Origin of the sequence: Lactobacillus helsingborgensis, assembly GCF_003173695.1 — a bacterium.
GTDB classification, from domain to species: Bacteria; Bacillota; Bacilli; order Lactobacillales; family Lactobacillaceae; genus Lactobacillus; species Lactobacillus helsingborgensis.
This window is the reverse complement of the sequence record NZ_CP029544.1, coordinates 333,084-360,078: the sequence shown is the minus strand read 5'-3', so window position 1 is coordinate 360,078 and position 26,995 is coordinate 333,084. Positions and strand designations below refer to the sequence as shown.

Annotated in this window: 21 protein-coding genes and 1 CRISPR repeat array; of the genes, 5 read left to right on the top strand and 16 right to left on the bottom strand. The window is 35.9% G+C overall.

Features of this window, described 5'->3' with window-relative positions; translation table 11 throughout:
* Positions 1-16 precede the first annotated feature (16 nt).
* From DLD54_RS01710 to DLD54_RS01685, 6 genes are all read right to left on the bottom strand, one after another.
* Positions 17-1,258 carry an MFS transporter gene (locus DLD54_RS01710; protein ID WP_147442450.1) on the bottom strand — a complete coding sequence of 414 codons (1,242 nt, stop codon included), beginning with the start codon at positions 1,256-1,258 and terminating at the stop codon, positions 17-19.
* Between the two features lie 113 nt (positions 1,259-1,371).
* Positions 1,372-1,935: direct repeats of the CRISPR family, unit length 36 nt; unit sequence GTTCTAATCATCATCAATTTAACAACCATCTAAAAC.
* Positions 1,936-1,956: 21 nt separating this feature from the next.
* Positions 1,957-2,625 (bottom strand): type II-A CRISPR-associated protein Csn2, encoded by a 669-nt coding sequence (gene csn2, locus DLD54_RS01705; protein ID WP_109918026.1) that lies wholly within the window; start codon positions 2,623-2,625, stop codon positions 1,957-1,959.
* A complete protein-coding gene (gene cas2 / locus DLD54_RS01700; RefSeq protein WP_109918025.1) occupies positions 2,622-2,927 on the bottom strand; it encodes a CRISPR-associated endonuclease Cas2 in 306 nt (101 codons plus the stop codon). Before cas2 ends, csn2 begins: the two co-directional genes overlap by 4 nt.
* Positions 2,905-3,816, bottom strand: coding sequence for a type II CRISPR-associated endonuclease Cas1 (gene cas1 / locus DLD54_RS01695; protein WP_109918024.1), 912 nt, complete (start codon positions 3,814-3,816; stop codon positions 2,905-2,907). The genes cas2 and cas1 overlap by 23 nt, the downstream gene beginning before the upstream one ends.
* Before the next feature lie 250 nt (positions 3,817-4,066).
* On the bottom strand, positions 4,067-8,269 hold the full coding sequence (cas9, locus tag DLD54_RS01690) for a type II CRISPR RNA-guided endonuclease Cas9 (protein WP_109918023.1): 4,203 nt from the start codon (positions 8,267-8,269) through the stop codon (positions 4,067-4,069).
* Between the two features lie 167 nt (positions 8,270-8,436).
* Positions 8,437-9,345 (bottom strand): L-lactate dehydrogenase, encoded by a 909-nt coding sequence (locus DLD54_RS01685; protein WP_109918022.1) that lies wholly within the window; start codon positions 9,343-9,345, stop codon positions 8,437-8,439.
* Positions 9,346-9,537: 192 nt separating this feature from the next.
* On the opposite strand from DLD54_RS01685, the gene DLD54_RS01680 reads away from it, so the two are divergent.
* Entirely contained in the window at positions 9,538-10,479 is a 942-nt protein-coding gene (locus DLD54_RS01680) for an aldo/keto reductase (RefSeq protein WP_109918021.1), read from the top strand.
* 155 nt (positions 10,480-10,634) lie between these two features.
* Here the strand turns inward: DLD54_RS01680 and rpoN are convergent, their stop codons facing one another.
* The 7 genes from rpoN to DLD54_RS01645 all read right to left on the bottom strand — a co-directional run bounded on the left by rpoN (position 10,635) and on the right by DLD54_RS01645 (position 17,934).
* The gene (rpoN, locus tag DLD54_RS01675; RefSeq protein WP_109918020.1) at positions 10,635-11,900 is read right to left on the bottom strand and encodes an RNA polymerase factor sigma-54; all 1,266 of its coding nucleotides are present in this window, start codon (positions 11,898-11,900) and stop codon (positions 10,635-10,637) included.
* Between the two features lie 21 nt (positions 11,901-11,921).
* Positions 11,922-12,626 carry an MgtC/SapB family protein gene (locus tag DLD54_RS01670; RefSeq protein ID WP_046326724.1) on the bottom strand — a complete coding sequence of 235 codons (705 nt, stop codon included), beginning with the start codon at positions 12,624-12,626 and terminating at the stop codon, positions 11,922-11,924.
* Positions 12,627-13,454 carry a PTS system mannose/fructose/sorbose family transporter subunit IID gene (locus DLD54_RS01665; RefSeq protein WP_038521258.1) on the bottom strand — a complete coding sequence of 276 codons (828 nt, stop codon included), beginning with the start codon at positions 13,452-13,454 and terminating at the stop codon, positions 12,627-12,629.
* The gene (locus DLD54_RS01660) at positions 13,451-14,290 is read right to left on the bottom strand and encodes a PTS mannose/fructose/sorbose/N-acetylgalactosamine transporter subunit IIC (protein ID WP_109918019.1); all 840 of its coding nucleotides are present in this window, start codon (positions 14,288-14,290) and stop codon (positions 13,451-13,453) included. Before DLD54_RS01660 ends, DLD54_RS01665 begins: the two co-directional genes overlap by 4 nt.
* A 26-nt stretch (positions 14,291-14,316) precedes the next feature.
* On the bottom strand, positions 14,317-14,808 hold the full coding sequence (locus tag DLD54_RS01655) for a PTS sugar transporter subunit IIB (RefSeq protein WP_038521252.1): 492 nt from the start codon (positions 14,806-14,808) through the stop codon (positions 14,317-14,319).
* Positions 14,809-14,819: 11 nt separating this feature from the next.
* The gene (locus DLD54_RS01650) at positions 14,820-15,233 is read right to left on the bottom strand and encodes a PTS sugar transporter subunit IIA (protein WP_038521250.1); all 414 of its coding nucleotides are present in this window, start codon (positions 15,231-15,233) and stop codon (positions 14,820-14,822) included.
* Positions 15,234-15,372: 139 nt separating this feature from the next.
* Positions 15,373-17,934 (bottom strand): sigma 54-interacting transcriptional regulator, encoded by a 2,562-nt coding sequence (locus DLD54_RS01645; RefSeq protein WP_109918018.1) that lies wholly within the window; start codon positions 17,932-17,934, stop codon positions 15,373-15,375.
* A gap of 604 nt (positions 17,935-18,538) precedes the next feature.
* On the opposite strand from DLD54_RS01645, the gene DLD54_RS01640 reads away from it, so the two are divergent.
* The 4 genes from DLD54_RS01640 to DLD54_RS01625 all read left to right on the top strand — a co-directional run bounded on the left by DLD54_RS01640 (position 18,539) and on the right by DLD54_RS01625 (position 22,586).
* Positions 18,539-19,465 carry an ABC transporter substrate binding protein gene (locus DLD54_RS01640; RefSeq protein WP_370448308.1) on the top strand — a complete coding sequence of 309 codons (927 nt, stop codon included), beginning with the start codon at positions 18,539-18,541 and terminating at the stop codon, positions 19,463-19,465.
* Positions 19,466-19,891: 426 nt separating this feature from the next.
* Positions 19,892-20,860 (top strand): ABC transporter substrate-binding protein, encoded by a 969-nt coding sequence (locus DLD54_RS01635; RefSeq protein WP_370448306.1) that lies wholly within the window; start codon positions 19,892-19,894, stop codon positions 20,858-20,860.
* Positions 20,861-20,887: 27 nt separating this feature from the next.
* On the top strand, positions 20,888-21,805 hold the full coding sequence (locus DLD54_RS01630; protein WP_109918016.1) for an ABC transporter permease: 918 nt from the start codon (positions 20,888-20,890) through the stop codon (positions 21,803-21,805).
* Positions 21,783-22,586: an ABC transporter ATP-binding protein gene (locus tag DLD54_RS01625; RefSeq protein WP_109918015.1), complete on the top strand. Its 804-nt coding sequence runs from the start codon at positions 21,783-21,785 to the stop codon at positions 22,584-22,586. The genes DLD54_RS01630 and DLD54_RS01625 overlap by 23 nt, the downstream gene beginning before the upstream one ends.
* A gap of 83 nt (positions 22,587-22,669) precedes the next feature.
* Here DLD54_RS01625 and DLD54_RS01620 read toward each other — a convergent pair whose 3' ends face one another.
* From DLD54_RS01620 to DLD54_RS01610, 3 genes are all read right to left on the bottom strand, one after another.
* Entirely contained in the window at positions 22,670-23,449 is a 780-nt protein-coding gene (locus DLD54_RS01620; protein WP_109918014.1) for a MurR/RpiR family transcriptional regulator, read from the bottom strand.
* Positions 23,450-23,539: 90 nt separating this feature from the next.
* Positions 23,540-25,387 (bottom strand): PTS sucrose transporter subunit IIABC, encoded by a 1,848-nt coding sequence (locus tag DLD54_RS01615; protein WP_233559187.1) that lies wholly within the window; start codon positions 25,385-25,387, stop codon positions 23,540-23,542.
* Between the two features lie 21 nt (positions 25,388-25,408).
* The gene (locus tag DLD54_RS01610; protein ID WP_109918995.1) at positions 25,409-26,620 is read right to left on the bottom strand and encodes an enolase C-terminal domain-like protein; all 1,212 of its coding nucleotides are present in this window, start codon (positions 26,618-26,620) and stop codon (positions 25,409-25,411) included.
* Between the last annotated feature and the right edge of the window lie 375 nt (positions 26,621-26,995).

The following is a 26,995-nucleotide window of genomic DNA, read 5'->3' as shown; positions in this document are numbered from 1 at the left end:
GCTTAAGTTTTTGCTGCTAAGGCTTATTATCCTGCTTTATTTTATGTGTCAGCAAATAAATACTAATTACGGTAACTAGCAAAAGTGCAATTGCTGATACTCCAATGCCTGATCTTGAACCTATTTTTTTGGCGACAAGACCACCTAAAAGAAAGCCCAAAGAGTTTACCCCAATTAACACTGTTTTATAGATACTTGTTACCCGTCCAAGATATCTATGTTCAACTTGTTGTTGTCTGTTCGTGATGATACTAATATTAATAATAGATTCAATTATAGAAACAAATGCAATTGCTAGAACCATTGTTGGTACATTTTGGCTCAGCACAAAAACTACACGAAAAAAAGCACCTGCAAAAATTAACAATACAAACAATAGATTAAACCCAATGCGTTCATTCAACCAATTGACCACCAAAGTACCAATTAAGGCACTGATAGCTGAAATGGCTGAAATTATTCCAATATTTTGAGAAGAAAGTCCTATTTGTGTGCGTAATATTATGAGACTATCATTATCAAAATTTGCTGAAGCAATATTAACTAGTGCAGCTAATATTAACGGATATAAAACAGAATGAAGATTAAGCGTATATTGCAGTCCTTCTTTTATATCTGTTTTTACCGTTTTAAGTGCAGATTTGAGAGCTGCATAGCCGCTAAAAACAGTAGCCCTAGTTTGCAAGCTTATCTTTTTTTCTAGTAAAAGGCTAATTAAATAAAAAGCTGCACAGATACCAATTAAAAGGCTATGTGAAATATATTGATATAATATCCCGCCTAAAATAGGCAATGCAAAATTAGCTGCATATTGTATGCCATAAACCAGACTGTTTAATTCAGAAAAATCCTTCTTTTCTACTAAAAAAGAAACAAAAGTAATTTCTGACACCATATTAAGCGTGTTGGTTACACTGACAACAAGTGATACCGCATAAATAATGAAAATCATGCAATTGACTGTTAAATGGAATAGAAAGGATGCGGAAAGAATCAAATAGCTGATTAATCTAATCAAATCACTGAAAATGAGGATGTTTTTAACGTCGAATTTATCTGTTAACGCACCTGCTGGAAGACCTAAAATCAAAATGGGCAATGTTTCAATAACGGAAATTATCGATAAGTGGATACCATTTTTAGTAATATCAAGAATCATTAACGGCAATGCAAATGACATTAAAGAGCTGCCCAAGTTATCGGTGATCACTGACAAAAGGTATAGTTTGTTGTTGTTACTTTTTAGTATATTTTTCATGTAAACAAACAAAAACCTTTCTTTATTTTAGGGTACTTATTTTAAATTATTAAAGGAGTATTGATCTAACAACTATCTAAAACTTTGGCGGCCCTTTGGGCGCAGCCGTTGGCGTTCTATTCATCATCAATTTAACAACCATCTAAAACGTTTGACCTGCCTAGCGGCGAGCGACGGGGGTTCTAATCATCATCAATTTAACAACCATCTAAAACTCGTAAAGACAATTTCGCCATTTTCTAAAGGTTCTAATCATCATCAATTTAACAACCATCTAAAACCAATCGCTGGGGCGCTAATGTGTGGCGAGGGTTCTAATCATCATCAATTTAACAACCATCTAAAACTAACGATAATGACGATGATTATAGTTACTCGTTCTAATCATCATCAATTTAACAACCATCTAAAACAGTAGTTGATGCCAAAGAGCCATTTGAAGAGTTCTAATTATCATCAATTTAACAACCATCTAAAACATAAACCAGACATCTGCTTTTTCCAAATCAGTTCTAATCATCATCAATTTAACAACCATCTAAAACTAATGCGATTACGGAAGCTAAAGTGGTAAAGTTCTAATCATCATCAATTTAACAACCATCTAAAACCTGCTTCCGGATTATTAACAATGTTGCCATGTTCTAATCATCATCAATTTAACAACTATCTAAAACAATCTAAATTTAATAATATAGTTAATACCAATCAACTAGATCCTTATCAATATAATAAAAAGGTATGTCTTTAGGTATCTGCAAATTTTTAGCATCAGTAAATTCGATTAAAATCACAATCAATTTCATTTGAGTAACAAGACTAGCTAATTCTTGCCACTCCCGTTCTTCTATGTAATGAGCTACATTACAAATAACGGGGATCGTCCTCAAATTACAAACTTGGTGAATTCTTAAAACTGTTTCTATTATACCATACGGACTATTTAAAATAGTTTTGTCCAAATGAACATCAGTTAGTTTAAGTAACTTTTTCAGGTCTTCATCAAAAGTAATTTCTAAAGGTAAGTCTTCAAGTAATAACGTATCATGCAAAGTAGTTTCTAAATTATAAAAAGATTTAATAATCTTATTGCGATTTTCCTCATCCAAGTTTGTAATATAACTACTTACAATATGTGTCATATACTTTTTAGTAATATCGCCACTAAGTAGCGGATCGCCTATAAAATCAAAGGTTTCAGAAATATTTAGTGCATTATAATTATCGTCTGAGCAAAGTAAGAGTTGATTTTGCCCCTGAAAGCCTTGAATCAAGTCACGGTATGCGATTGGACTTCCTGTAGCAATGATTTTTACGCCAAATTTTTTTAGAACCCATTTTTTATGAGTTGCATAAGTTAAAATCATAAAATTATCGTCCTATCTGAAGTATTACGCACATCATCAATTGGCTTTCCAACTAAAAAATGCATGTCATTATATTGCTTTTCTGTTACCATAAGCGATTGCACTAGTCCTCCGCGAGGCAAAAATTTTCTAATACGATTTTCTAAGAATTTAGCGGTTTGTCTAGTAACACAGACTCTCACATATACTGAAAATTGAACCATCAGAAAACCTTCATTAATCAACTTTTTATGAAATTGGCGATATTCTTTTCGTTCTTCAGCCGTTTCTGTTGGTAAATCAAACATTATCATTAAGCGCATTATTCGGTACCTCATTAGTCAAACTCATCTCCATTTCTGGCAATTCTTTCCTATCCCCACTCAGAAACTTTAAACATTCCCTCGTATAAACCGTAATGGCATTTGTTAAAAGAGTACTTTTTCCATTAAACTTTATTTCTAAACTTAAAAGTTCAACTAAACCATACTTAATATCTGGAGTTAGTTCTTTAATTCTTTCATGAGCCTTAACCCAATAATCAACAAATGGTCTAAATGGTTCCATTAGATCCGAAGCTAAATTAAACTGGTTTTCTTGCGAACAGTGGTGAATACCAAAATATGTCAGATAGCCATTCATTACAATTTCACGGTTAAAACTAGAAAGCAAAATAGCATAGCTATAATCTAATGCTGCATTGACCGCACTAGTATCACGTCTAACAAAATTTTTATCGAATAAAAGCATAAAGTATTTACGCGCTGCAATTGCCTCGCGATTACTTTCATCATTAATTTCCAACTGATCCAGTTCATTTTGAACATCATCTTTAGCCAAATGATAATTTTCTAAAACTACAATCTGATTTTTGATCTTTTGACTAACAATCTTTGTCCACAATAATTCTTTTAAATGCTCATCCCAATTAAACTGCTCCTTTAACTTAGCTATATTTCTTGCTCCCGGATAATAAACAGCTGTTTCAACAACTGGATTGTCTTTTTCATCAACAAATATAATTTTGGTTTGATTCTGCGCCAACTTACTAATAAGTGCACTAGTTATCACTGCCTGTGTAGTTGAAACAAGCAATAAATTAATATCCTCAATTGGAATTTGATTTATCCCATCACGAGTTTGAACAATCATCATTTGCATTGAATATGTTAATTTCGCATGCTGCGTGATGATTACTGATCTCCATCCCATATTTCCTCCTTGTATTTTTTTGAAAAAATGTTAAGCTATAGGTGTTGGTTAGCTACCAACTTCTAATCATTATTGATTTAACAACCAGATTTAAAATCAAACGATGTACTCTTGTACAAGTTTCAACGCGATATTTATTATCGTCACGCCTCAGGCTCTAATTATTTCTATATATTAGGTTCCATAGCAGAGGCTTTTTTTATACACAAAAATAGAGAGCGATTAATCTAGCTCTCTTTTTTGTATGCACTTATAAATTAGTTAGCTTAACGCGTTTTTCAAATAATCCGGTAGGTGACTGGAAAACCAATTTAGCATTAGGAGACAAAGTTATCCCGCTTGATGACTGCATCAACCCAAATGGGGTCTTAATTCCTATGTTTTTCAAATTAGGAGTAACTAAATTATCATGCAAACCATTTAAAATATTTTTTAATGTATATTTCTTTTCACTGGTTTTTAGTGCAGCAAACTTTGCTCTGCCGTCATGTAGCCCTTGTCTAAAACCATTAATATCAAAGAGTGGTAGATATTGATCAACTTTTTCAAGAATTTCATCATAGGCATTCAGGAGAAGCTGATCTTTATCAGCATCTTTTTGATCCATATCATCAGTATTATCAGTTACAACTTTCATCGTTTCCTGAGACAAAGTTAGTTGTTTAGCGTTAGCCCTATATTGTGCTGAATACAACATAAACTTGGTGTCGCCGTCTATAACAACCTGCTTAAAATGAACATGATCTTTAACTACTGTAAAACCTTTTATGCCAGCTTTACTTTTGCCATTTTTATTGAACATTATTAGCGGTTCAAGCACTTTATTCAGCTCTTGGTCGTAATTACCTTTCTTTTGAGCCTTCTTTAGACTGGCTAAAGCCCGCATTGGGACCCCAACTACCTTATAAAGTGTTTCTTTTGTTTTTTCTATTTTGACAATTACCATATACGCATCCGTATTGCCGCTATAGCCACCGTAAATAGCTGGATCTAGATCTTTACCTTTGGGTATCAATTTTCTGGTCTTTTTGCGATCCCGTTCTCCACGCGGGTAAATTGTCATATTAAACATGTTGCTGTTTTCAGTTGTAGTTTCGCGAGACACCAACATATACTTATAATTATAGGCTTGAATCAATCTGTTAAAAATGTCACGCTGTTTATGAAAGACCACATGCTTAGTATGATTTACCATAGCTTCATCACCCATACTGTCATCTAGCAACGGCAACAAGAAATTTTTAAGACCATAATATTTAATAGCTTCTTTTTGCTTATCCGTATCTTGACTAAATTTTTTAAATTGTCCGTAAACGAAAAACGGTCGAAAATTAGGGTATACCTGGTAAAGGAAATTGTCACAAATTGCTGTTAAATAAGCATCAATTGCATGATGATAATCATTAGCTTCTCTACTCTTGTATAATTTTAATTTCTTACGCAAAGCGGTGTTATAACCTGCCTTGACCGTGATAATTTCTGTATCTGGAAATTTATCTTGTAGAATAATTGAAACCAATTGAATAATTTGACTGGTTTCGACCAATTGCCTGTTTATAAAACCTTTTTTCTGCTTATCTTTCACTAAATCTGGATCAAATAACAAATTATTCAATTTACGCTGGCTAATTAATCCAGCTTTTTGCCATGTCTTCCACATTTCACTAATTGATTGGTTTAACCCAAAAGCAGGTTGTGCAGCAAAAAGATGGGAAGCATATTTTTTACCTTTTTTCTGATTTATTTCGATTTCAGTCAGTACTCTGTTATCTAGTGAATCATCTGTAATAAATGATTGGGGTAAGATGTGATCAATTTGATATTTTTTAGGGATATCATCAATATCAATTTTTTTGCCTGTATAAGCATCCCTACCCCCCTGAATAAAGTACAAGAAATACTCATCTTTAAGTAAATTACGGTTGGTCATATTTTCTCTAAGACTGTCTGTCAGACTTTGATCTACCAATTTTTTGGCAGTATCTTCGTAAATTTTCGAAAGTTTAGTACCCCGAATATTCGATAGATGTGGATTCCACTTTGGCTCTCTTGTAAATTCAATGGCAAATTGGGCAGGCTTTTTACCACCAGCTGCTTTAACTACATCATCAACCACTTTAATAACCTGTCTAATGGCCTTTTTATTAGCAGGGGAAGTAAAGGAATCATCAAGAATTTTTTCAATGCCTTTTTCTTCTGTTGCTTGATGGTTTTCTTTAACAATTGCTTTTTTCAATTCCGGTTCATTCACAATTTGCATAAAATTCTTCTGCGTATTCCAGAGCTGATATATAATATTTTTCCCACCTTTACCTTTCAGCTCTACCAGCAATTTGCGAGACAACCTGCCCCAACCTTGTAAACGCCAGTTTGCAATTGCTTTAAATTGTGCGTGTGTTAACCATTTAATTTCTTTATGTAATTTTTCTTGATAAATCTCTGCATCTTCAAAAATAGATGAATATTCTATTATTTTTTCAAAATCTGCTTGATATTGTGGATCATCTAACTGCTTATCAAACACTTTCGTACTCTTAAGGTGATAGTAGCTTGACAAACTAGAGTTAAATTTAGTGGGATCAGCCAAACCATCTATCTCAGCCGTTTTCATTCTGGTATTTTGTAAAATAAATTCCTTAAACGCCTTCTTTGTTACCTTATTTTTCTGTTTGAACAGTTCATTAAATACTTTTTGCTTAAACTTAGGTTCAAGTCGTTTACCGTTAACTCTAATATTGTTCAGCTCATTTAAGACTTCGAATTTTTGGTAAAGCAGACTGCGTGCAGGCAATACGTCTTCTCCAATCAGATAGGTATCTTTAACGGTCATGCGCTTAATAAATCTATTTGCTGAGGTTTCGCGATCTACTTTTTGGGCAAAATTCCAAGGGGTAATTGCACCGTTATTATCTTTACGCTTCATCCACGCAAACTTGAACATTTCCTGGCTCTTATTTTGTTGCCCATCTTTTCTTTTACCATCTGGACTAATCAAAGGTCCCACATAATAAGGAACGCGAAATCTAACCAGTTCATCTAACTTGTAGGGTGCTTGCTTGCGGTGTTCTTTTACCGGATTTTCCTCTGCCAAAAATGGATAATACTTACTCTGGTTAGCAATAATTTGATCTAATTCTATTTGGTGCAATTGATAGGGAATAAAGCCGTTTTTATTAACCCGCTGCTTGGGCATGAACTTCTCTTCTTCAATTTTCTGCAAAATTTTCTGAGCTAGTTGGGAATCATCCAAATTTTCCTTAACTATTTTATAAAACTCGTCTTGCGTTAATGCTTTATCCTGTTTAAACTCTTTCTTTGCTTCCAGCAAGCGACCATGACGATTATTGACATACAAGTCATAAGCTAAAAGCAGTTTCCTTACCTGACCGTGATCAGATAGAGTTGCAATATACTGCTTTAATAAATGATAGTCATCACCATGATCTTTATATTTACATTTCATGGACTGTGACAGAGTCATATTCTCATAAACTATCTGGCTTAAAGCAATCGAACCAAATAATTTTTTGATCTCAGCCACAATGTATTGATCATTGTCGTCAAATTCTGGCAGCAAGTTTTCAAGCTTGTCATCGGCATCCCCGTCGGAAAGTTTAAATTCCCAATCAGCTTTGTCATTTTTATCAATGTCTTTACCTAAAATAGTTTCAAACTGTGTCTTATAACCAATAATGGCATTAGCTATCTGCCTAGTAACATTTTTCTCGTATTTATTAGTGGAGCTTTGCAATAACTTGGCAATTTTTTTGGCTTTATCTAACTGTTTAGTCGTTTTGTCTTTATCTTTGCCACGAATTACAGCTTCTATTGCAGCAGCATTATTCTCGTTTAATTCAATAAAATTTTGCTCTTCGCCATATTTGTCCGCATAGGCTTGGTTAACATTAGTCAAAAAGGTAGCCACGTCAATTTTTGAGGCGACAAAACTATTTACGGGTGTGTCTTGTAAGAAATTACCGCGATACTTAACAATGTGATGGATAGCTAAAAATATTTCACGCAAATCAAATTGACGGTCTTCCCTCATTAGTGCGTCACGCAAATGATAGATCGTCGGATATTTTTCATAAAAATCATGATCTGCCTTAGCTGTTGGAAATACAATTGCCTGGTATTTTTTTCTGCTTTTATCTAATGGTGACACCCAAGATTGATGCAGGCGCACAAAAAATCCCGGATCCACTTCAGCCATCGGCTCCGCAAAAATCTCTTCCAAAAGTCTTAAGCGCCACTTTCTGCGCTTAAGGCGCCTTCTAGTAGTCCTAAAACCACGCCGGTCTGCAGCAGAATGTCCTTCTTCAAATAAATGTGAGCCAATGGCACGCTTGCCTCTTAATCTTAACAACCTATTTTTCTTATCCATTACAGCCCAACCACAAGAGTTGGTCCCAATATCAAGTCCTAAAATATAATCTTCAGTAATAGCTTTCATAGTTTTTTCCTTTTTACATCATTTATTACTATAAGAATACCCCTTGTAGCGCTAAAATTCACTACGATTTTAAAGTAATATAAATATGTTGACTATTTTGACCATAATTTTGAATAAATAAATCAAAAATAGTCCTAGTAGATATATAAACTCTAGGACTTATTTCATTATTTATTGGCTTTTTCTTTAATTGTTGCAGCAGATGCCTGTAACTTCTTTTCTTCCTCATCCGTCAAAGTTAATTCAACAGTTTGGATAATACCGTCACGACCAACAATTGCAGGATAAGACAGATAAGTACCATATTTTTCTTGATAATTTGAAACCGGCATTTCAGTATGGGCATCGCTTTGAATAGTTTCTACCAAACGAGTCACAGCCGCCGAAATTCCATAGTTAGTATATTGTTTACCCTTATATACTGTTTGACCACCAAACTTAATCTCATCATTTAAATCTTCAAGCTTTAAGTGCTTTGCTTGAGCTACTTCGGTAATTGGCTTTTCTAAAACTTTGACTGTTGACCAAGCAGTAAATTGCGAATTACCATGTTCGCCCAAGTTAAAGCCTTCCACTGAACGAGGATCCACATTCATGAGCTCACCAACCGCACGTTTCATGCGGGCTGTATCTAAAAGAGTACCGGTGCCAATCACGTGTTTACGCGGCAAGCCAGTTAATTCCTGATACATATTAGTAATTGCATCTACTGGATTGGTAATAACAAGCAAGATACCGTTGAAGCCACTCTTCTTAATTGACTTCGCAATATCTCCAATCCGATCACGGTTATAGTTCAATTCGGCAAAACGTTCACCGCCTGCTTCCAATTCAATATTTCCAAAAGCACTAATTACAATATCTGCATCTTTGAGGGCCGAATAATCATTGATATTAATAGTAATGTGGTGCTTCAAATTTGCCATGGCATCTTGAAAATCAAGCTGATCTGCTCTAACTTTTGCTTCATTAACGTCAATCATAACGAGATCGTCTACCAGACCTGTTAATATCAGCTGTTGCGCTACCGTACTGCCAACGTGACCGTCTCCGATAATTCCAATCTTATTACTCATAATTCTCTCTCCTACTGTTTTAATAAATATTAAAAAATTATGTAAGATCTATTATATATAAAATTGTGATAAAAATAAAATAATATTTAAAAAAATATTAGTTTTTAGTTATCATCGTTAAATGTAAATTAAAACCACACTTTTTGATAATTATAGGTAAAGAAAGCGTATACTAAGAAAAGGAGGTACATTATGAGACAAATTAAAATTGGTAATACTAACTTCACCGGTTCGGCCATTGCACTGGGAATTATGCGCATGAACAAACTGAGTGTTGACGAAGCTGTTAAAACTTTGGAAACTGCCCATCAAGCAGGAATTAACTATATTGATTCGGCAGACATTTATGGTCATGGCAAATCTGAGGAAGTCTTTGGTGCAGCATTCCAAAAGTCATCGTTAACTCGAGACGATTTTTATATTCAATCTAAGACCGGTATTTATGAAAATCCTAAATTAGATTACAAGACGACGAGGTACGATTTTTCTAAAAAGTACTTGATTAAAGCAGTCGATGGCATTCTTTCCCGTATGAAAATTGATTATTTGGACAGTCTGCTACTCCACAGACCTGATGCCTTAATGGATCCTGCAGAAATTGCTGCTGCTTTTGATGAATTGCAAAGAGACGGCAAAGTAAGACACTTTGGTGTATCAAACTTTAACCCGATGCAAGTAGACTTATTGCAAAGTGGAGTCAGCCAAAGACTGTTAATTAACCAATTGCAACTTAGCGTCATGCACACCGGTCCAATCGATTTCAACATTCACACCAATATGACAGATGAGCGCAGTATTGATCATGACCGCGGAGTTTTAGATTATTCACGCTTACACAACATGACTGTCCAAGCATGGTCACCTTTCCAATATGGTCAAATCGAAGGCAACTTTATTGGCAACCCGAAGTTTCCGGAAGTTAACGAAGCTTTGCAAAAAGTAGCTGATCAAAAAGGTGTTTCGAAAAATGCGGTAGCCGCTGCTTGGATCTTACGCCACCCTGCAAATACCCAAGTTATTATAGGAACAATGACGCCAGCCCATATTATTGACAGCGCCAAGGGGGCGGATATTTCCCTTACAGCTCAAGAATGGTATGACATTTATTTAGCTGCCGGTAATGATTTACCATAAACACTTTTAGCTAAAACAAAGAGTCTGGGAAAAAGTGCTCTTTGAAGTTAAATTAAAAAATTTAACAATTTAAAAAGACCGACAAATCAACGTTTTATTGACGTTATTTGTCAGCCTTTTTGTTAGGTTAGAGTTTTTCCCCCAGACCCTTTTATTTATTTTGCTCTTCTGGCATAACTGTTGGGTATCTTGAGCTTGTTACGGTACTTCGCTATGACGCGCCTACTTAAAAAGACATCATGTTTAGCAAAAATTTCCACTAACTGCTGGTCACTAAGTGGCGCATGGGTATTCTCTTTTCTAATAATTTTGCACAAGTCATATTCTACGCGGGCTTGTGATAAATCGGTAGTGACTTCCCGCGGAAATAGCATTTTAAAACTAAAAATTTTATTTTGACACTGGATGTATTTATCCTTGATAGCCCTGCTAATCGTACTTGGTGCTAGGTTCAACGCCTGTGCGGTTTCTTTTAAGCCCAGCGGTTTTAATTCTTTTTTGTGCATTGTTGTCAAAAATTCATACTGAAACTGACCAACAAATTCACCCAGCCGCATAATAGTCTTCTGCCGTTCCGCAATTGCATTCTTCATTTCCTCATAACGCTGTTTTTGCTGGGAAAAATATTTATTTTCATCTGCCTGCTCTTTTAATTCATTAAAGGCTTGCTCATCAAAAACCATTTCCGGTATCTGACTTTGCAAATTCTCTATCATTAAGTGCCCGTCATTTACTTTATAAATAAGGTCAGGAAGTAAATATTGCGTGTTTTTTCCCGTCACATAATCACTTGCCGGTGTAGGATCTAAAGTCTGAATACTAGCTAATGCCGCAGTTAGTTCCGTCTCCGAAAATACAGAATCATGCCATTGATTTGGATCAGCTAATATTTCTAACTGTTTATTGAGCAAAATTTCAAGGGCAACAGGATTAAAGTGAGGTTTGTGCCGCGCTTGAAGCAAGAGACATTCATTTAGGTCGACAGCGCCAATGCCGCATGGGTCAAGACTTTGAAGTAATTTCTTCGCTCTAGTTAAGTTTTCAAGCGAAAACTCACTATGCTCAATAATTTTAGTCAAGCTCACCCTTAAATAACCATCTTCATCCAAATGATAGATCAACATTTTGACCGCACGTTTTTCCCAGTCATGCCAATCACTCAAATCAACCTGGACCAACAAATGATCCACTAGATTTTCTCCCTCAGGTGCACGTAACCATTCCAGATTTTGCATCGCGTCACTTTGCGGTTCACGTAAAAGAACAAAGGGATCGCTGACACTTAATTCTTTCATCGCTTTAATTAAATCATGAGTACTATATGAAAGAACCGTCAGATTCTGCCTTAACTTAGGCGACAAAAAAAGCCGTGACACTAACTGCTCTTTTGGTTTCAATACCATTTTTTGCAATCGTGTCATCGGCTTTTCTCCTTAATGAACCTAAATACTTACTAATTGAATTTCCATGACATTCTTATTCATAGACAGATCTTCAATTATATTTGCATAATCAATAGAACGTGGGGTTTCTATATCATATATATTAACATAGGTTATATCATTTAAGTTTTGCGTGACTTTAAAATTTACGTTGACAACAGTAATATTATGTTTCTTAAAATAATCGTTAATAAACTCTTTTGTTTCTACTTTGTGCTTATATTTTATCTCCAGCTTTTTCATTGGATGAATGTGGATCAATCTTTTTGAAAAAACCAAAACTATAATTACTGCTATTGCTCCTACTACTCCAATTGCATAATCACCCATACCTAAAGCCAATCCTATTCCAGCAACTGCCCATAAACTGGCAGCGGTAGTCAGTCCTAAGATAGTCCGGTGCTGAACTAAAATAGTTCCTGCTCCCAAAAATCCTATTCCCGAAACAACCTGTGCAATTAAACGAGCTTCATCTGCCCTGACAACACCCGCCATTTTGGGCTGTGCGTTTGCTATCTGCAGAGCATCAAAACCAATCTTTTTTTGAATTAAAGCGATTATACAAGCACCAACACAAACTAAAACGTGGGTTTTTATTCCTGCTGGTCTATTTTTATGTTCTCGATCAAAACCAATAACACTTGCAATTACGATAGATAAAGCTAATCTAGCAATAATTTCCGGTAGTGTCACGGCTATATCCAATTAAACCACTCCAATTAATCCTAAAATAATTGCTAAAACAAGTACTCCTAATAAAATCCAGTTAACATTAACCTTTTTAGATAAAAGCCAGTAGCAGCCAAGAGTAACTAGTAAAGGTACTAATCCTTTCCACAATTGGTCAAGGTATGTCTGAATTAAAATTGGCTTACCGCCAGTAATCGGAATACTTAACTTAGACTTAAATTGCACCATTGTCGCCGTCATACAGCCAATCATCATTAATCCTAAAGTTGAAGCAGCCTTATTCAGTAACTTCATACTGCCACTTTCATACATATTTTGAATAAAGGTGTCACCCAAAGTGAAGCCCATGTATGTTAAGTAATACCTCGTTAAAATTGACGGTACATTATAAATTATTAAGAAAAGAAGCGGTCCCAAGATAGAGCCCTGACTGGCCAGACTAATACCAACACCGGCAGCGATAACTCTCAATACTCCCCAGAAAATTGAATCGCCGATACCAGATAATGGCCCCATTAAGGAAGTTTTGATCGCAACCGTGGTTTCAGGGTCAAAATTAGGGTCTTGGGCAGTCTTTTTTTCCATTGAAGCAACTAGTCCCATTACAAAAGTACCCACATTTTGCGTAATATTGTACCAAGTTGTATGGCGCATCATTGCTTTACGGTGACCCTCTTTGTCATTTTTATAGTATTCATCAAGAGCGGGCATGATTGAATACATGAAACCAGGGGCATGGGCTTTAGTTGCTCCTACCCGGCTGGCAAAAACTGTGAATGAACGCCAAAAAATTCGATTAATTATTTTCTTGTCTGTCGGTGATACATCTTTAGTTAATTTCATGAGAAAAAGTCCTCCTCTTCTTGTTCAGCAGTTGTTTCAGTACTCTTGGTCTGATTTTCATTATGTGGCATAGCCACCATTTCTTTTTGCTTATTTTCAATGTCCATGATTTGCTTATCACGGATCCATTGAATAACAACAATAATGATTCCGACTGCAGCCACAGCGACTGATGGCAAATTCATATATGCAGCTAAGATAAAACCTAAAAAGTAGTATGGTGAAAGTTGCTTACTCCATAACATTCTCATCAAGATGGCAAAACCAACGGCAGGGAGCAATCCACCAGTTGCTGCCAAACCAGCCATTAAGTTGGCAGGAATTTTCGCAACTAATTGTTGCACCGGACGAGCACCGGCTAAAACTGCGAAGAATGTAACTAATGAAAAGATAAAATAATTCAAAAACCACATCCCAAAATGAAGTCTAGTTAAACCCTTAGAATTATCATCACTAGCTACTTTATCAACCAGCGGCGCAAAAATATTCATCACTACGTTCTTCATAAACATTAAGATAAATGCCGCAAAAACTCCGATGGGCACAGCTAAAGCCAAGGCTGCTTTCGTGTTAACCCCTAAAGTAATTGCAAAAGTAGTTGCCAATACTGTAGCAGTAACAGGCTCAGCCGAGAGCGCACCACCAATATCAACGGCGCCCATGAAAATAGCCTCAAGAGATGCTCCGATTAAGATACCGGTTCTCATATCTCCCATAATTAAGCCCATAATTGTACCAACCACTAATGGTCGCTCAATCATTGTTTGACCCCAGAGCCAGTTTCCGCCTAAGCAGATAAAAACACAGAGGGCTGCCAGAAAGGCTGTTTGTAACATAATTTACCTCCTTCAAAGTTAAGTCATTATTTGTTTTTCAATAAGGTTTTAATTGGTGTCTTAGCGTTACTTGGCACCACTTGGTTAAAGACAGGAATATCTAAACTAGCCAGTTCTTTTAAAGACTCCAATTCATCTTGCGACAGCATTAAGGTTGAAGAAAGCTGAACCGCATCATTGGCGTCTTTGGCAAAGCGGCCAACGTTAGCAACGTTTATTCCTTCAATATCCTTAACGTTTTGGGCAATTTTCAGTGCATCTTTAACGCTATTGGTCAGAGCAAAAATTCTCATATTGGCGCCCTTAGGATTGTTAAAAACTTTAATGGCATCATCAACTGTTCTAATTAGCAGTTTTTTACCCGTTGGCGTTGCCATTTTTAGCGTCATCTGGACCATTTGATTATTAGCTGCATTATCGTTAGCTACAATAATTCCTGGTGTATTCAGTTCTTTGGTCCAAACTAATGCAACCTGACCGTGAATTAAACGGTCATCTACTCTAAGTTGTGCAATCATTTTATTTCTCCTTATCCAAAAAATTCATCTTCTTGAGTGCTCGACTCATCACCATCATTAAGTTGAAACAGTTCAACTTGGCTTTGATTAATTAAATCCTGCAAATGTTCTTTCGTAAGCTTTTCATTGTCTAAAAAGACTGCCAATACAACTGCAAGGTTGGTTTGAGTAACAATAAAAATGTCTTTTTCTTGGGCCGCCTTTAAAACAACTTTCTGATTTACACTACCTCCCTTTAAATCAGTAAAAATGACGGCTGGACGTTTAGCATTTTGAATAAAATCCGTAATTTGCTTCGTATAATCAGATTTATCAACATACGCATCAATCACCTGAATCTTTTTTGCCATTCCCGTTAAAATATCAATGGAACTTTTTAAGCCGCTGGCAAAATGTCCGTGACTGGCAATTAATATGTCTGTCATCTTGTCACTCCTTTTCCTAAATCAATCATCACTAACTCTTTAGCAAAAGGCGTGCCAAGTAAAGTGAAGCCCGAAATGAAGGCAACAAAAAAAGAAGTGTTTAAAATCTAAATACTTCTTTTTGCATTATTAAACACTTTTAAATAAACTGTTTAAACAACTCGTACAACAATGACATTTCATAACTAGAAACCTTAATGTTGTATTTGATTTCAATTGGTTGAAAAATACTCTTGGTAATTTTGAAAAAGCCTTTTTCTTTGTCTGACTTAGGTTCAACTTCGACTTCAGACGTGTTGTGCATCATTGAGCGTTCAATCATCAGAGCAACGTGCATGTATAAGTTTAATTTAACCTTGCCATCTAACCTTAAATTATAAAAGTCCTCGTATTTTTTATTAATGGTTTCCACTTCACTTAAAACTACATCGGGGTTTAAAAAACTTAAACGTTCAGAGATACCCTCTTTAGAAAAGAACCGCAGTAATTGGTTGTTGAAGTTTTCCATCTGCTTTGGAGTCAGATAAGGAGAAAGCCATTTTTTCAACTTGTTTTCACCACTGGAATCTAGTATGTCATACAGATTCATGTGGTTAAATTTAACTTTTTCAGTTAAATCAATAGTAGTCAACACAAATAAAGTTCGGTCAAAGTAGGACCATTTTTTGCCGGCAATTTTTTCTTTTAGTGAATTATAGCCTAAGGGGATCACCTTTATGCTGGCAGGTAAATAGTCCCTAATGATATCACTAATTTTCTCAGCTATACCCAAGCCCGAAATGCACGAGACTAGGATGTTCATTGACTGAGAAAAGCCTTCGTAATATTTCACTCCAATGTCATAGTCTTTATCAGCCTTTTCTGCAATTTGTTTAAAAGGTAAATTCTGCTTCATTTTGAGTGCTAAATCTAAAGCAGTTAAAGTCGTCAAATTATTGACGACTAATAAATCACCATCTAATTGTGCACTGATTTGACTATAGAGTTGGCTCAGCGATCCCATATCAACCATTAATATGAAACCATTAGTGGTATTAAAACTGCTGATCAACTTATTAGCTTCATTAATAATTGTCGCAATGTCGGCATCAATAGGCATATCAATCGCATCAAAAACATAATTGCCACATAGAGAATTTACCACAGCCTGAATGCTGGTTGCCGTACTTTCTCCATGTGCCACCATTAATCCGCGCAGCTGAATATTTTCATCCACGTGATCACTTAAAAGTAATGCTAAAATTAACGCTAAACTGGTTTGACTTTCCTCATCAAGAACGGATAATTTTTCATAAAATTTACTGGCAACATGCAGCGATCTTGGTAAATGAGTAGTTATGACTTCTGTAAGTTTTTCTTTGTCGCAGTTAGGTTTAAAATGGCGCTCGTACAGAACATACATGACCGGTTCCAAATAGTCCGTTTTATTCAAGCCGTACTGGTTAGTGATGATTTTTTTAAAAAGATAGTTGTGTTGCACATGCAATCCTGATGCCAGCATCCCTTGCGTAATAAATTTATTAAGCGCCTGAATCTGTAAACGACAGGCATTTAAATTGGTGTTGGTAAAATCCATGCTGAGTTTTTGTAAAGCAGAAGTTATTTCTAATAGTTTTGCGGTCAAACTGATACGTGGTGCATACTGGGCTTTTTCATTGGGATCAACTGTCAAGACACCATAATCTTTAAAATGCGGCAAAGAAGCCAAATCCAAGTCTTTTAGTTTTAGGGTGATTGTTTCCGATCTACTGCTGTCATGATAGGCTGTGGCACAAGAAACTTTCACAATATTTTTCAAATAGCCGATATTACCAGTATGCTTTAGCTGTAAAAGTGCTGAAACTACCTTTTGATCAATTACAATCTTTTTATTTATCTTATGAGCTTCATGCAAAAATAGCGAATTAATTAGTTGCAGCCGTTCATCAATTGGACGCTCAATATAATCCGGTAATTTTATGCGGACAGGAATGCGTCTCAAAAATGTGGGCAACAAAACAGCTTCCGGCTTTTCGGTTGTTGCCATAATCAACCTGACATTTGCTTTACAAGCGTGAGCATTATCACCCATTTTGTAAAATTCGCCAGAATCAATAAAGCTAAAGAGTTTTTCCTGATTTTCACTACTCAGCCTGTGTACTTCATCTAAAAACAAATAGCCGCCATCGGCCTCTTTTAATAATCCCTCTTTGTCCGTGTCTGCCCCGGTAAAAGCTCCTTGAACATAGCCAAAGAGCATACTGGACACAAGTTCAGGATTATTGGCATAATTGGCACAGTTTAAAACGATATACGGAGCCTTTTTGCCAATCACGCCTATTTCCTTAGAATACGTGTATAATTTACTGGCCAAAAAGCTTTTTCCTACGCCTGACTTACCGGTAATTAAGACGTTCAACCCATCCGGTGGATAAGCAGCCGCCGCACTAATTTGTGCGATTGCCTTTTTAAGCGAGCCACTATTTCCAATCACGTTCTTAAAAGCTGCTTGATCAGAAAAATTGGCAGCAGAAATTTTAGCCCACCTAACTGGTCTTTGAGTAATTTTTTGTACTTTCTTGTCTTTAAGCAATTGATTTAAATAGTGACTAACTACTGATCTGGATAAATTTAGTTTCTCAGCTAGTTCGCTGGTCGCAATTGTCACGTTATCCGGTAATTCATCTATTTGCTTTAGCACTCTTTCTTTAGCTGCCTGCATGTTTATCTCCCCCATGTTTTTATTATCTGTATTATAACGATTAAAAAGAGCGCTTACTAATTAATTTTGGCAGAAGTTCATAAAGTAAAATTGTTTTAACCATAGCTGAAGCTACTGTCAGAGAAATGCTAAAAGATGCTTCTATAGCGGGTTTTGTAAAGCCAACTGCAAAATTTTACTACTTATATCAATAGAGCGTTTTTGTCCCAATATCCAACAAGATTTTATTTTTAAACTAAATAAAAGTAAAATTAATACTTGACTTTAAATTTTTATTTTTTTATAATGCGATTATCGAAGTTGGAGGTAAGTTTTAATGATTACTTTTAGTAAACAGCTAAATAATCGTTATTACCTTAGCTACTATAGATAAGCGTTTGGGTTCATCTAGATGAATTCAAACGAAACTCAAGTTTGAATTTATCTATGATGGCTAGGCTCTTTTAGTATGGTTAGCCACATAGCTTTCTAAGTGGCTAACCACATCCAATCATTTTGGTAATTTAATTCCTGTGTACCCGCTTAGAAGTAAGTGGGTATTTTTTTATGGAGGCACAAGATGCATTTGAGAAAATTAGTTGCAGGAATTACAATTGTAGGATTGATGACGTTAGGCGGTTGCAGCAGTAAAAAAGCGGACAAATCTGCCACTAAAGTTAAACATGTCGGTGTGTTGCAAGTAGTGCAGCACCCGTCATTAGACAAGGCATACAAAGGTTTCAAAAAAGGACTAAAAGAAGAAGGCTTCGTTGAAGGCAAAAATCTCAAGATTGATTACCAGAATGCGCAAAATAATCAAGATAATTTAAAGAGTATGAGTGAAAAACTAGTCAACGAAAAGTCCGATTTAATTTTAGGTATTGCGACACCAGCTGCTCAGAGTGTGGCCAATGCTACGCAAAAAATTCCTACTGTTGTCACCGCAGTTACTGATTTAAAAGCAGCCAAACTTGTTAATTCAGATGAGAAACCGGGCAGGAATATTACGGGAACAACAGATATGGTTTCAATTAAACGCCAGATTAAGTTGCTGCTGTCAATTGTGCCGAAAGCTAAAACTATCGGTATCATGTACAACGCAGGTGAATCAAACTCCAAAATTCAGGCTGACTTAGCAACAGCTGCACTTAAAAAGGCAGGAGTGAAAGTTTTAATTAAAACAGCAAATACGACTAATGATGTCCAGCAAGTAACAGAAACTCTGGCTTCAAAAGTTGACGGTATTTTCGTTCCTACTGATAATACCTTTGATTCAGCCGCTTCAGTAGTTGGTAAAGTTGTCAAAGAAAAGAAAGTTCCCCTAGTAGCAAGTTCAGTTGACCAAGTTAGAACTGGTGGCTTGGCCTCAATCGGAATTGATTACGAATTATTAGGTGAACAAACAGGCAAAATGGCTGCCAAAATTTTATCTGGTAAGGCTAAACCAGCGAACATGCCGGTCGAAAAAGCACATGATATGAAATTAGTGGTAAACAAGAGCATGGCCAAGGCACTGGGAATTGATCCCAAGTCAATTAAAGCTCCTAAATAATTTTTTGTAAGACGTTTAAAAGACCGCACAGAAGCGGTCTTTTAATTTAAAGAAAAATATAATTAAACACAATTTTTAAAATAATACTTTATTATTTCTTGACATTTTCTTCTTTATTTTTTATAATCTTCTCATTAAGGTTGGAGGTTGATCTTAATGAAATATTATATTAAACACGTCTCACAACTGAATAATCGTTATTACTTTAGCTATTTTAGATAGGGTTTGGGTTCATCAAGATGAATTCAAACCAGATTCAAGTTTTGAATTTATCTATGATGGCTAGAGTCCTTTAGTTGCGGTTAGCCACATAGCTTTCTAAGTGGTTAATCACAATTGATTATTAATCAAAATAATAACTTGTACACCCACTTAGGAATAAGTGGGTGTTTTTATGTTACTGATAGTTAGATGGAGGAAAAGAAAATGCGGATCAAAAAATTAGTCATGGGAATAACTTTAGCCGGGTTATTGCTGCTAGGAGGTTGCAGCAGCAAAAAAACCGGCAGCACTTCCACTGTTAAACACGTGGGAATTTTGCAAGTGGTGCAGCACCCGTCTTTAGATGAAGCCAACAAAGGTTTTAAGGAAGGCTTAAAAGAAGAAGGTTACGTTGAAGGTAAAAATCTCAAGATTGATTACCAAAATGCCCAAAACAGTCAAGACAATTTAAAGAGTATGAGTGAAAAACTAGTTAATGAAAAATCAGATTTAATATTGGGTATTGCCACACCAGCAGCACAAAGTGTGGCCAACGCTACGCAGGATATCCCCATCGTGGTTACTGCTGTAACCGACCTAAAGGCAGCTAAACTGGTTAATTCGGATGCTAAGCCGGGGCGTAATGTTACGGGTACAACCGACATGGTTTCAATTGATAAACAAATCAGACTGCTTTTATCAATTGTGCCTAAAGCCAAAACAATCGGGATTATGTACAATGCTGGTGAAGCCAATTCAAAAATTCAAGCAGATTTAGCCATTAAGTCACTTAAAAAAGCTGGAGTTAAAGTGGTAGTTAAGACTGCTAATACCACTAACGATGTTCAACAAGTAACAGAAACATTAGCTGGTAAAGTCCAAGGCATTTATGTTCCTACAGATAATACCTTTGCCTCAGCTTCTTCAATTATTGGTAAAGTAGTTAAAGAAAAGAAAATTCCTTTAGTCGCCGGTTCAACTGATCAAGTAAAAACTGGTGGTCTGGCTTCTATCGGAATTGATTATGAAGCTCTGGGTAAACAAACTGGCAAAATGGCTGCCAAAATTTTATCTGGTAAGGCAAAACCTAAAGATATGCCAGTTGAAAAAGCTACAGATCTAAAATTAGTTGTTAATAAAAAGATGGCTAAAGCCCTTGGCATTAACCCTAATTCGATTAAAGCACCTAAATAATTAGGAAAGGCAGCGTGAATAAAGAATATGTTGAACACATTTTGGGAGTTATTACTATCGTCTACTTCGCAGGGACTACTCTGGTCGTTGATGGCAATTGGGGTCTACCTAACTTTTCGTATTTTAGACTTAGCCGATATGACAGCAGAAGGCAGTTTTCCCTTAGGAGGAGCCATTGCCACCATGTGCATAATTAAGGGAATTAATCCCATATTAGCAACAGGCGCTGCATTTATTGGCGGCTTAATTGCTGGTTTGGTTACGGGCATTTTGAACACAAAATTGCGTATACCTTCTTTGTTAGCAGGAATTATCACTATGACTGGATTATATTCAATTACTTCCAGAGTAATGCAGAATGCTGCTAATGTTTCGCTACTTGGCAAAGACACGGTTTTTACCATAGCTCAAAGCTGGGGATTAAGTCGTAATAATGCTGTGATTGCAATGGGACTGATAATAGCACTTTTAGTGATCTTCTTATTAGTCGTTTTCTTCAAAACAGAAATAGGCTTGGCTATGAGAGCCACTGGTGATAACCCTCAAATGAGTGCTGCCAACGGCATCAAAACTCAGGGAATGAAAATTTTAGGCTACATGATTTCTAACGGCTGCATTGCCCTATCCGGCGGACTTTTATCACAGAATAACGGCTTTGCGGATTTAAACTCTGGTGTAGGTACTCTGGTTATTGGACTGGCTTCAATTATTATTGCAGAAGTACTTATCAGGAATCTGCCAATTGGCGGTCGTTTACTTACATTAGTTGTAGGCGCGATCATTTACCGCTTAATTTTAGCTCTGGTATTCCAAATGAACGTTGAACCGTCCGATGCCAAATTAGCTTCAGCCTTAGTTCTAGTGGTCTGTTTAACGTTACCTAATTTCCATTTACCACACAATCTAAAAGGAGGAAAAAAAGATGCCGGAAGTACTAAAAATTAAAAACTTACATCAAACATTCGAGCGCGGAACTGTAAACGAAAATCGGGTTTTGCGCGGAATTGACCTTAATTTAGAAGCGGGCGATTTTGTAACTATTATTGGTAGTAACGGTGCTGGAAAATCTACGCTGCTTAACAGCATTGCCGGAACGCTGCCAATTCAAGAAGGACAAATAGTTTTAAATGGTAACGACATTACCAAATTGCCTGTAACTAAACGTGCTCAAAATATCAGTCGCGTCTTTCAAGATCCAAAAATGGGGACTGCAGTAAGACTGACCGTTGAAGAAAACTTGGCTTTGGCAATGAAAAGAGGTCAACGACGCGATTTTCGTCCTGGAGTTAAAAAACAGGATAGAAAATTTTTCAAAAAACAGCTTGCCCAACTTAACTTAAATTTGGAAAACCGTTTGGAAACTGAAATCGGACTTCTTTCTGGCGGTCAAAGACAAGCCATTACCCTTTTAATGGCAACGCTGCAACGGCCAGATTTGATTTTACTGGATGAACATACTGCTGCTCTTGATCCGCAAACTTCAATAACGGTCATGCAGCTAACCGAAAAATTAATATCAGAACAACACCTAACTGCTTTTATGGTTACCCATAACATGGAAGATGCAATCCGCTATGGCAATCGTTTGATTATGTTGCACCAAGGGCGTATTGCCATTGACTTAGCCGGGGAAGATAAGCAAAACTTAACTGTACCCAAGTTAATGGAATTATTCCAAAAGCATGTAGGTGCAGGTCTTGAAGACGATGCGATATTGTTGGCATAAAAAAACTAAATTTAATTAACAAAAAGCTCTGTATTTTGAATGGTGTATTCAAGGTGCAAAGCTTTTTTTGATGCAGTTAAACTTCAATTGTTTTGCTTTCTGTCTATCGTATTTTCTTTAATTTCACATAAATAACGATTCATTCTTATAAACAGTACACTAACCATTATGAAATACGGATCTTTAATTGATAGTTGTCTACTTGGATTTAGTTTAAGTTCAATCGGATCAATAAAAATATTTTGATCACTCAAGCGGGATATTTCATTATCAACTCTTTCCACAATAGATATGAACGGTATACCATTAGCTTTTAAATTCTTGGCAAAAAGTATAGCGTTATCGGAAGAACCCTTTAACGTTATTAAAATGACCACATCATCTTGAGTCAAAGAAGCAGTCAAGGCCGACAGCTCGTCAACGCCTTCAATAAAAAAGATGGGAATATTAATTGTTAAAAATAAGCGCCTAATTTCTTGAGCTATGGTTCTCTGCAAAGTGCCAGTACCATAAACAAAAATCTTTTTACTGCTACATAACAAACGACAAACAGGTCTAAGGTCTTTCTTAGTAATATTTTCGAAAAACTCATCCATTTTTATTTGGTATTGCTCAAAAATATTGCCATTAAATTTTTCTGGTTCATCTTCTTGTCTTAACAAATATTTTAATTCGGAAAACCCTTGTAAAGATATACGCTTAGAAAATCTTACTATTGCAGAAGTTGAAACATTACATTTTTGAGCCAAGCTTTTTAAATTAAACTTATAAACTCTATTTTTATTTTCTTTAATGTACTGCCAAATATGTTTATCAGTTGTAGTTAACATTTCAAAATTCTTGATTACTAAGTCTTCGATCACTTTCCCGCCCCCTTTCTATTTATTTATCAAAAATAGCCTTCAAAAACTATATCATTTTAAGGATATTTCTTGAAGGCTATATCTGTAATTTTAATTTAAATAAAGTAAATCTTGTCTTGCATGAATTATTGAACTTTGCTTTTTAACTTCAAACTTTTCACCCGTATTTTTGGTAATCACCAGCAAAACTATAGGATCATAATTGGCTTGTTTAATACTTTCAATATTCATTTCTAGCAATAACTGTCCCTTAAAAACAGTATCTCCAACATTAACCGCTGCTTTAAAAGGTTTGCCTTTCATTTCAACAGTATCAATACCTAAGTGCAACAAAACTTCTATACCCGTTTTATCATCTTTAATTCCAATTGCATGCTTTGTAGGAGCCAGCATGACTACTTTGCCGGAAATAGGAGCATAAATTTTGCCATCTTTAGGTTCAATTCCAACTGTCTGTCCTAATATTTCTTTAGCAAAGGTTTGGTCTTTAATTTGATCATTACTTTTAAAACTGCCATTGACGGGTGAAACGATAGCATAATTATGAGGTTGATTTGTTTTTTGCTCTGGTTCGTCTTTAATTTCTTTGTTCGGGTCAAAGAAGAAGTAAACTAGTCCACCTGAAACCAACATGGCTGTTACGTGGATTAACACATAATTTAAAATAGCTTGTTTGCTGTATAAATATGTTACTAAACCCGGTAATGCAGCAACACCCATTCCTGTACTTGCAGCGTGGAGTAGACCAGCTAGCATTCCTGATGCAGCTCCACCACATAACGCAAATATAAATGGCAAACCAAAACGTAAATTCACACCAAAAATTGCTGGTTCTGTGATACCTAAAAATGCTGGTAATGATGAAGAAGTATATAAGCTGCGCTTTTTAGGGTCTTTTACTTTTAAGCCGGTAACAAAAGCGGCAGTGGCCTGGGCAATAATTCCCCCAGTAATCATTGCATTAAAGGGATTATAACCAGTTGTCGCCAGCAGGCTGCTTTCCAAAGCCAAAAAGATATGGTGCATCCCAGTCACAACAATTGCTTGTTGCGTTCCTCCAATAATTAATCCACCGAGACCAAATGGTAAATTAATCACTGCTTTTGCTACAAACAAAATTCCCTGTTCTACTTGTTGACAAATTGGTCCAATTATCAGTATTCCTAATAAACCGGATATCAAGAGTGTGACAAACGGAGTGATAATTAAGTCTAAACTATCAGGTACAACTTTTTTTAATCGTTTTTCTATCATTGCAGCTACTAATACCACCACAAGAGCTGGTAAAACTGATCCCGCATAACTGACAATATTGACATTAATACCTAAAATGTTAACAGTTAATGCCTTTACAGTCCCTTTAATCACATCATTGGGATTAGGAAGAAGCGGGTTGACCAGCATTAAACCCAAAATCAGACCTAAAACAGGAGAGCCGCCAAATTGTTTCATTCCTGACCATGCAATTAGTACCGGCAAAAATGTAAATGCTGTTTTCATTAAAACAGTAGCTATGGTTAAAACCGCTGGACTCATTTGCACATGAAAAGCAGTTAAACAATTGATAATCCCACTAAATAATCCAGTCGCAACTAACGCTGGAATGACTGGTATAAAAATATCACCTAAAATTCGGGAAAGCTTTTTAGGTAACGACATACCAGCATATTGGTCAGTGCTGCCTTCTTTTTCTTCTGGATTAATGATGTCATAGATCCTCCCCACTAATCCAGTTCCTAAAATTATTTGCAACTGATTACCCGAATAAAATTGACCTTTAACACCGTCAATTTGTTCAATACCAGCTTCATCTACTTTATCCTTGTCAACAGGGGTAATTCTCAATCTGGTTGAACAGTGGGAAATGTTAGCTATATTTTTGGCGCCGCCAATACTGGCTAAAATAGCTTTAGCAATATTTTGATCATTTCTTTTCATATTCATACTCCTCTTTTCTTTTCAAGGTCTTACTGAGGTGCCATCTGGCAGTCTCATTGTTGTCCACTTACTTGTCCAATCTTTTGCAAACGGAATTTCTGGAAATTCTGCAGCAGCTTCTTCATTAATATCAACACCAAGACCGGGTTCCTCATTTAAATAGATATAGCCTGACTTAGCAACTGGTGTCCCAGGGAATACATCATAGGTATTTTTCTTTATGCTGTTGCTCCATTCTTGTAAACCACAGTTATGTGAAACTATGCTTAATTGGGCATTTACTGCATGACCAATTCCCGAAAGATCACCTGGGCCATGCCAAGCAGTTTGCACACCATAGATATCCGCGAATGCAATTATTTTTTTAGCTGGAGTAATTCCACCAATCTGACTAATATGACATCTTATGTAATCAACATAATGATTTTGAATTACCTGCTGCCATTCTTGCGGGTTATTAAAAAGCTCTCCCATCGCTAGGGGAATATTGGTGTGATTCCTTATCTGTTTTAACCACGAGAGTTGTTCAGGTGAAACAGGGTCTTCTAGGAAAATTAAATCATATTCTTCCAATTTCCCTGCCAAGGTAATTACCTGATTGGGTGTTAATTTTTCATGGACATCGTGAATAAGGTTAACTTTGTTGCCAAAAACAGATTTAATTTCTTTAAAGGCTTTGACAGTTGTCTCCATATATCTCAAAGGATCATAATAATTGCCATCATTTTCTTCTTTTGGCTTTTCTACTTCAGAACCGCCATAGCCGTTTATTTGAACACGAAGATTAGTCCAGCCATTATCAGTTCTCTCTTTTACCTGCTTTAGAGCATCTTTGATAGAACCAGCATCCACGTGCGCATATGCTGGAACCGCATTTCGACATTTTCCTCCAAGTAATTCGTAAAGCGGCATATCGGCTAACTTACCTTTGATATCCCATAGTGCCATATCCACACCACCAATAGCACAATTTAAGACAGGGCCATTGCGCCAATAGGCATTAGATGTACAAACTTGCCAGATATCTTCAATTTTATTTGGACTCTGACCGATTAGAATAGGCTTTAAATATTGGTCAATTACCTCCTTGACAACTTTCACCCTCTGAGTAAAGGTAGCACAACCTACTCCGTAAATACTTGGATCATTTGTTTCAACCTTTACAACCAGTAAATTGATACCTTCCGGTGCAGTAATAATTGTCTTAACATTTTTAATAATCAACTTTTTCATCAGCATTAATCCCTTCCGCTTTTGAGTGAAAATTATATAATTTTCATTTTTATTGTAAGCGCTTGTTCTTGCTTTTTATACAGTACCAAGGGATTTAGGCACAAAGGCCACATTTTAGATTATTTTTTATTACTTAAAAAATTTTTTAAGAGCGTTAATTCAAATAATAATTACCAAAAATATTTTTGTTATTTCAAATTTTTGCCAATATCTTGCTATTCAGATATGACTTTAGTTAACTTTCAGGAACCCTTTTGACCATTAAAAAGTTAAAAGCAAAAATCAGACAACAAAAAAGCCCAGGAATTTTATTTCCTGAACATTAAGACAATTATCAACAATCTAAACTTTGTAAAAAACATGACTAAAAATCTA

Excerpts from the sequence above, each read along its gene's own strand:
- DLD54_RS01710 (WP_147442450.1), bottom strand. The coding sequence starts at position 1,258 with ATGAAAAATATACTAAAAAGTAACAACAACAAACTATACCTTTTGTCA.
- csn2 (WP_109918026.1), bottom strand. The coding sequence starts at position 2,625 with ATGATTTTAACTTATGCAACTCATAAAAAATGGGTTCTAAAAAAATTT.
- cas2 (WP_109918025.1), bottom strand. The coding sequence starts at position 2,927 with ATGCGCTTAATGATAATGTTTGATTTACCAACAGAAACGGCTGAAGAA.
- cas1 (WP_109918024.1), bottom strand. The coding sequence starts at position 3,816 with ATGGGATGGAGATCAGTAATCATCACGCAGCATGCGAAATTAACATAT.
- cas9 (WP_109918023.1), bottom strand. The coding sequence starts at position 8,269 with ATGAAAGCTATTACTGAAGATTATATTTTAGGACTTGATATTGGGACC.
- DLD54_RS01685 (WP_109918022.1), bottom strand. The coding sequence starts at position 9,345 with ATGAGTAATAAGATTGGAATTATCGGAGACGGTCACGTTGGCAGTACG.
- DLD54_RS01680 (WP_109918021.1), top strand. The coding sequence starts at position 9,538 with ATGAGACAAATTAAAATTGGTAATACTAACTTCACCGGTTCGGCCATT.
- rpoN (WP_109918020.1), bottom strand. The coding sequence starts at position 11,900 with ATGACACGATTGCAAAAAATGGTATTGAAACCAAAAGAGCAGTTAGTG.
- DLD54_RS01665 (WP_038521258.1), bottom strand. The coding sequence starts at position 13,454 with ATGAAATTAACTAAAGATGTATCACCGACAGACAAGAAAATAATTAAT.
- DLD54_RS01660 (WP_109918019.1), bottom strand. The coding sequence starts at position 14,290 with ATGTTACAAACAGCCTTTCTGGCAGCCCTCTGTGTTTTTATCTGCTTA.
- DLD54_RS01655 (WP_038521252.1), bottom strand. The coding sequence starts at position 14,808 with ATGATTGCACAACTTAGAGTAGATGACCGTTTAATTCACGGTCAGGTT.
- DLD54_RS01650 (WP_038521250.1), bottom strand. The coding sequence starts at position 15,233 with ATGACAGACATATTAATTGCCAGTCACGGACATTTTGCCAGCGGCTTA.
- DLD54_RS01645 (WP_109918018.1), bottom strand. The coding sequence starts at position 17,934 with ATGCAGGCAGCTAAAGAAAGAGTGCTAAAGCAAATAGATGAATTACCG.
- DLD54_RS01640 (WP_370448308.1), top strand. The coding sequence starts at position 18,539 with ATGACGTTAGGCGGTTGCAGCAGTAAAAAAGCGGACAAATCTGCCACT.
- DLD54_RS01635 (WP_370448306.1), top strand. The coding sequence starts at position 19,892 with ATGCGGATCAAAAAATTAGTCATGGGAATAACTTTAGCCGGGTTATTG.
- DLD54_RS01630 (WP_109918016.1), top strand. The coding sequence starts at position 20,888 with ATGTTGAACACATTTTGGGAGTTATTACTATCGTCTACTTCGCAGGGA.
- DLD54_RS01625 (WP_109918015.1), top strand. The coding sequence starts at position 21,783 with ATGCCGGAAGTACTAAAAATTAAAAACTTACATCAAACATTCGAGCGC.
- DLD54_RS01615 (WP_233559187.1), bottom strand. The coding sequence starts at position 25,387 with ATGAAAAGAAATGATCAAAATATTGCTAAAGCTATTTTAGCCAGTATT.
- DLD54_RS01610 (WP_109918995.1), bottom strand. The coding sequence starts at position 26,620 with ATGAAAAAGTTGATTATTAAAAATGTTAAGACAATTATTACTGCACCG.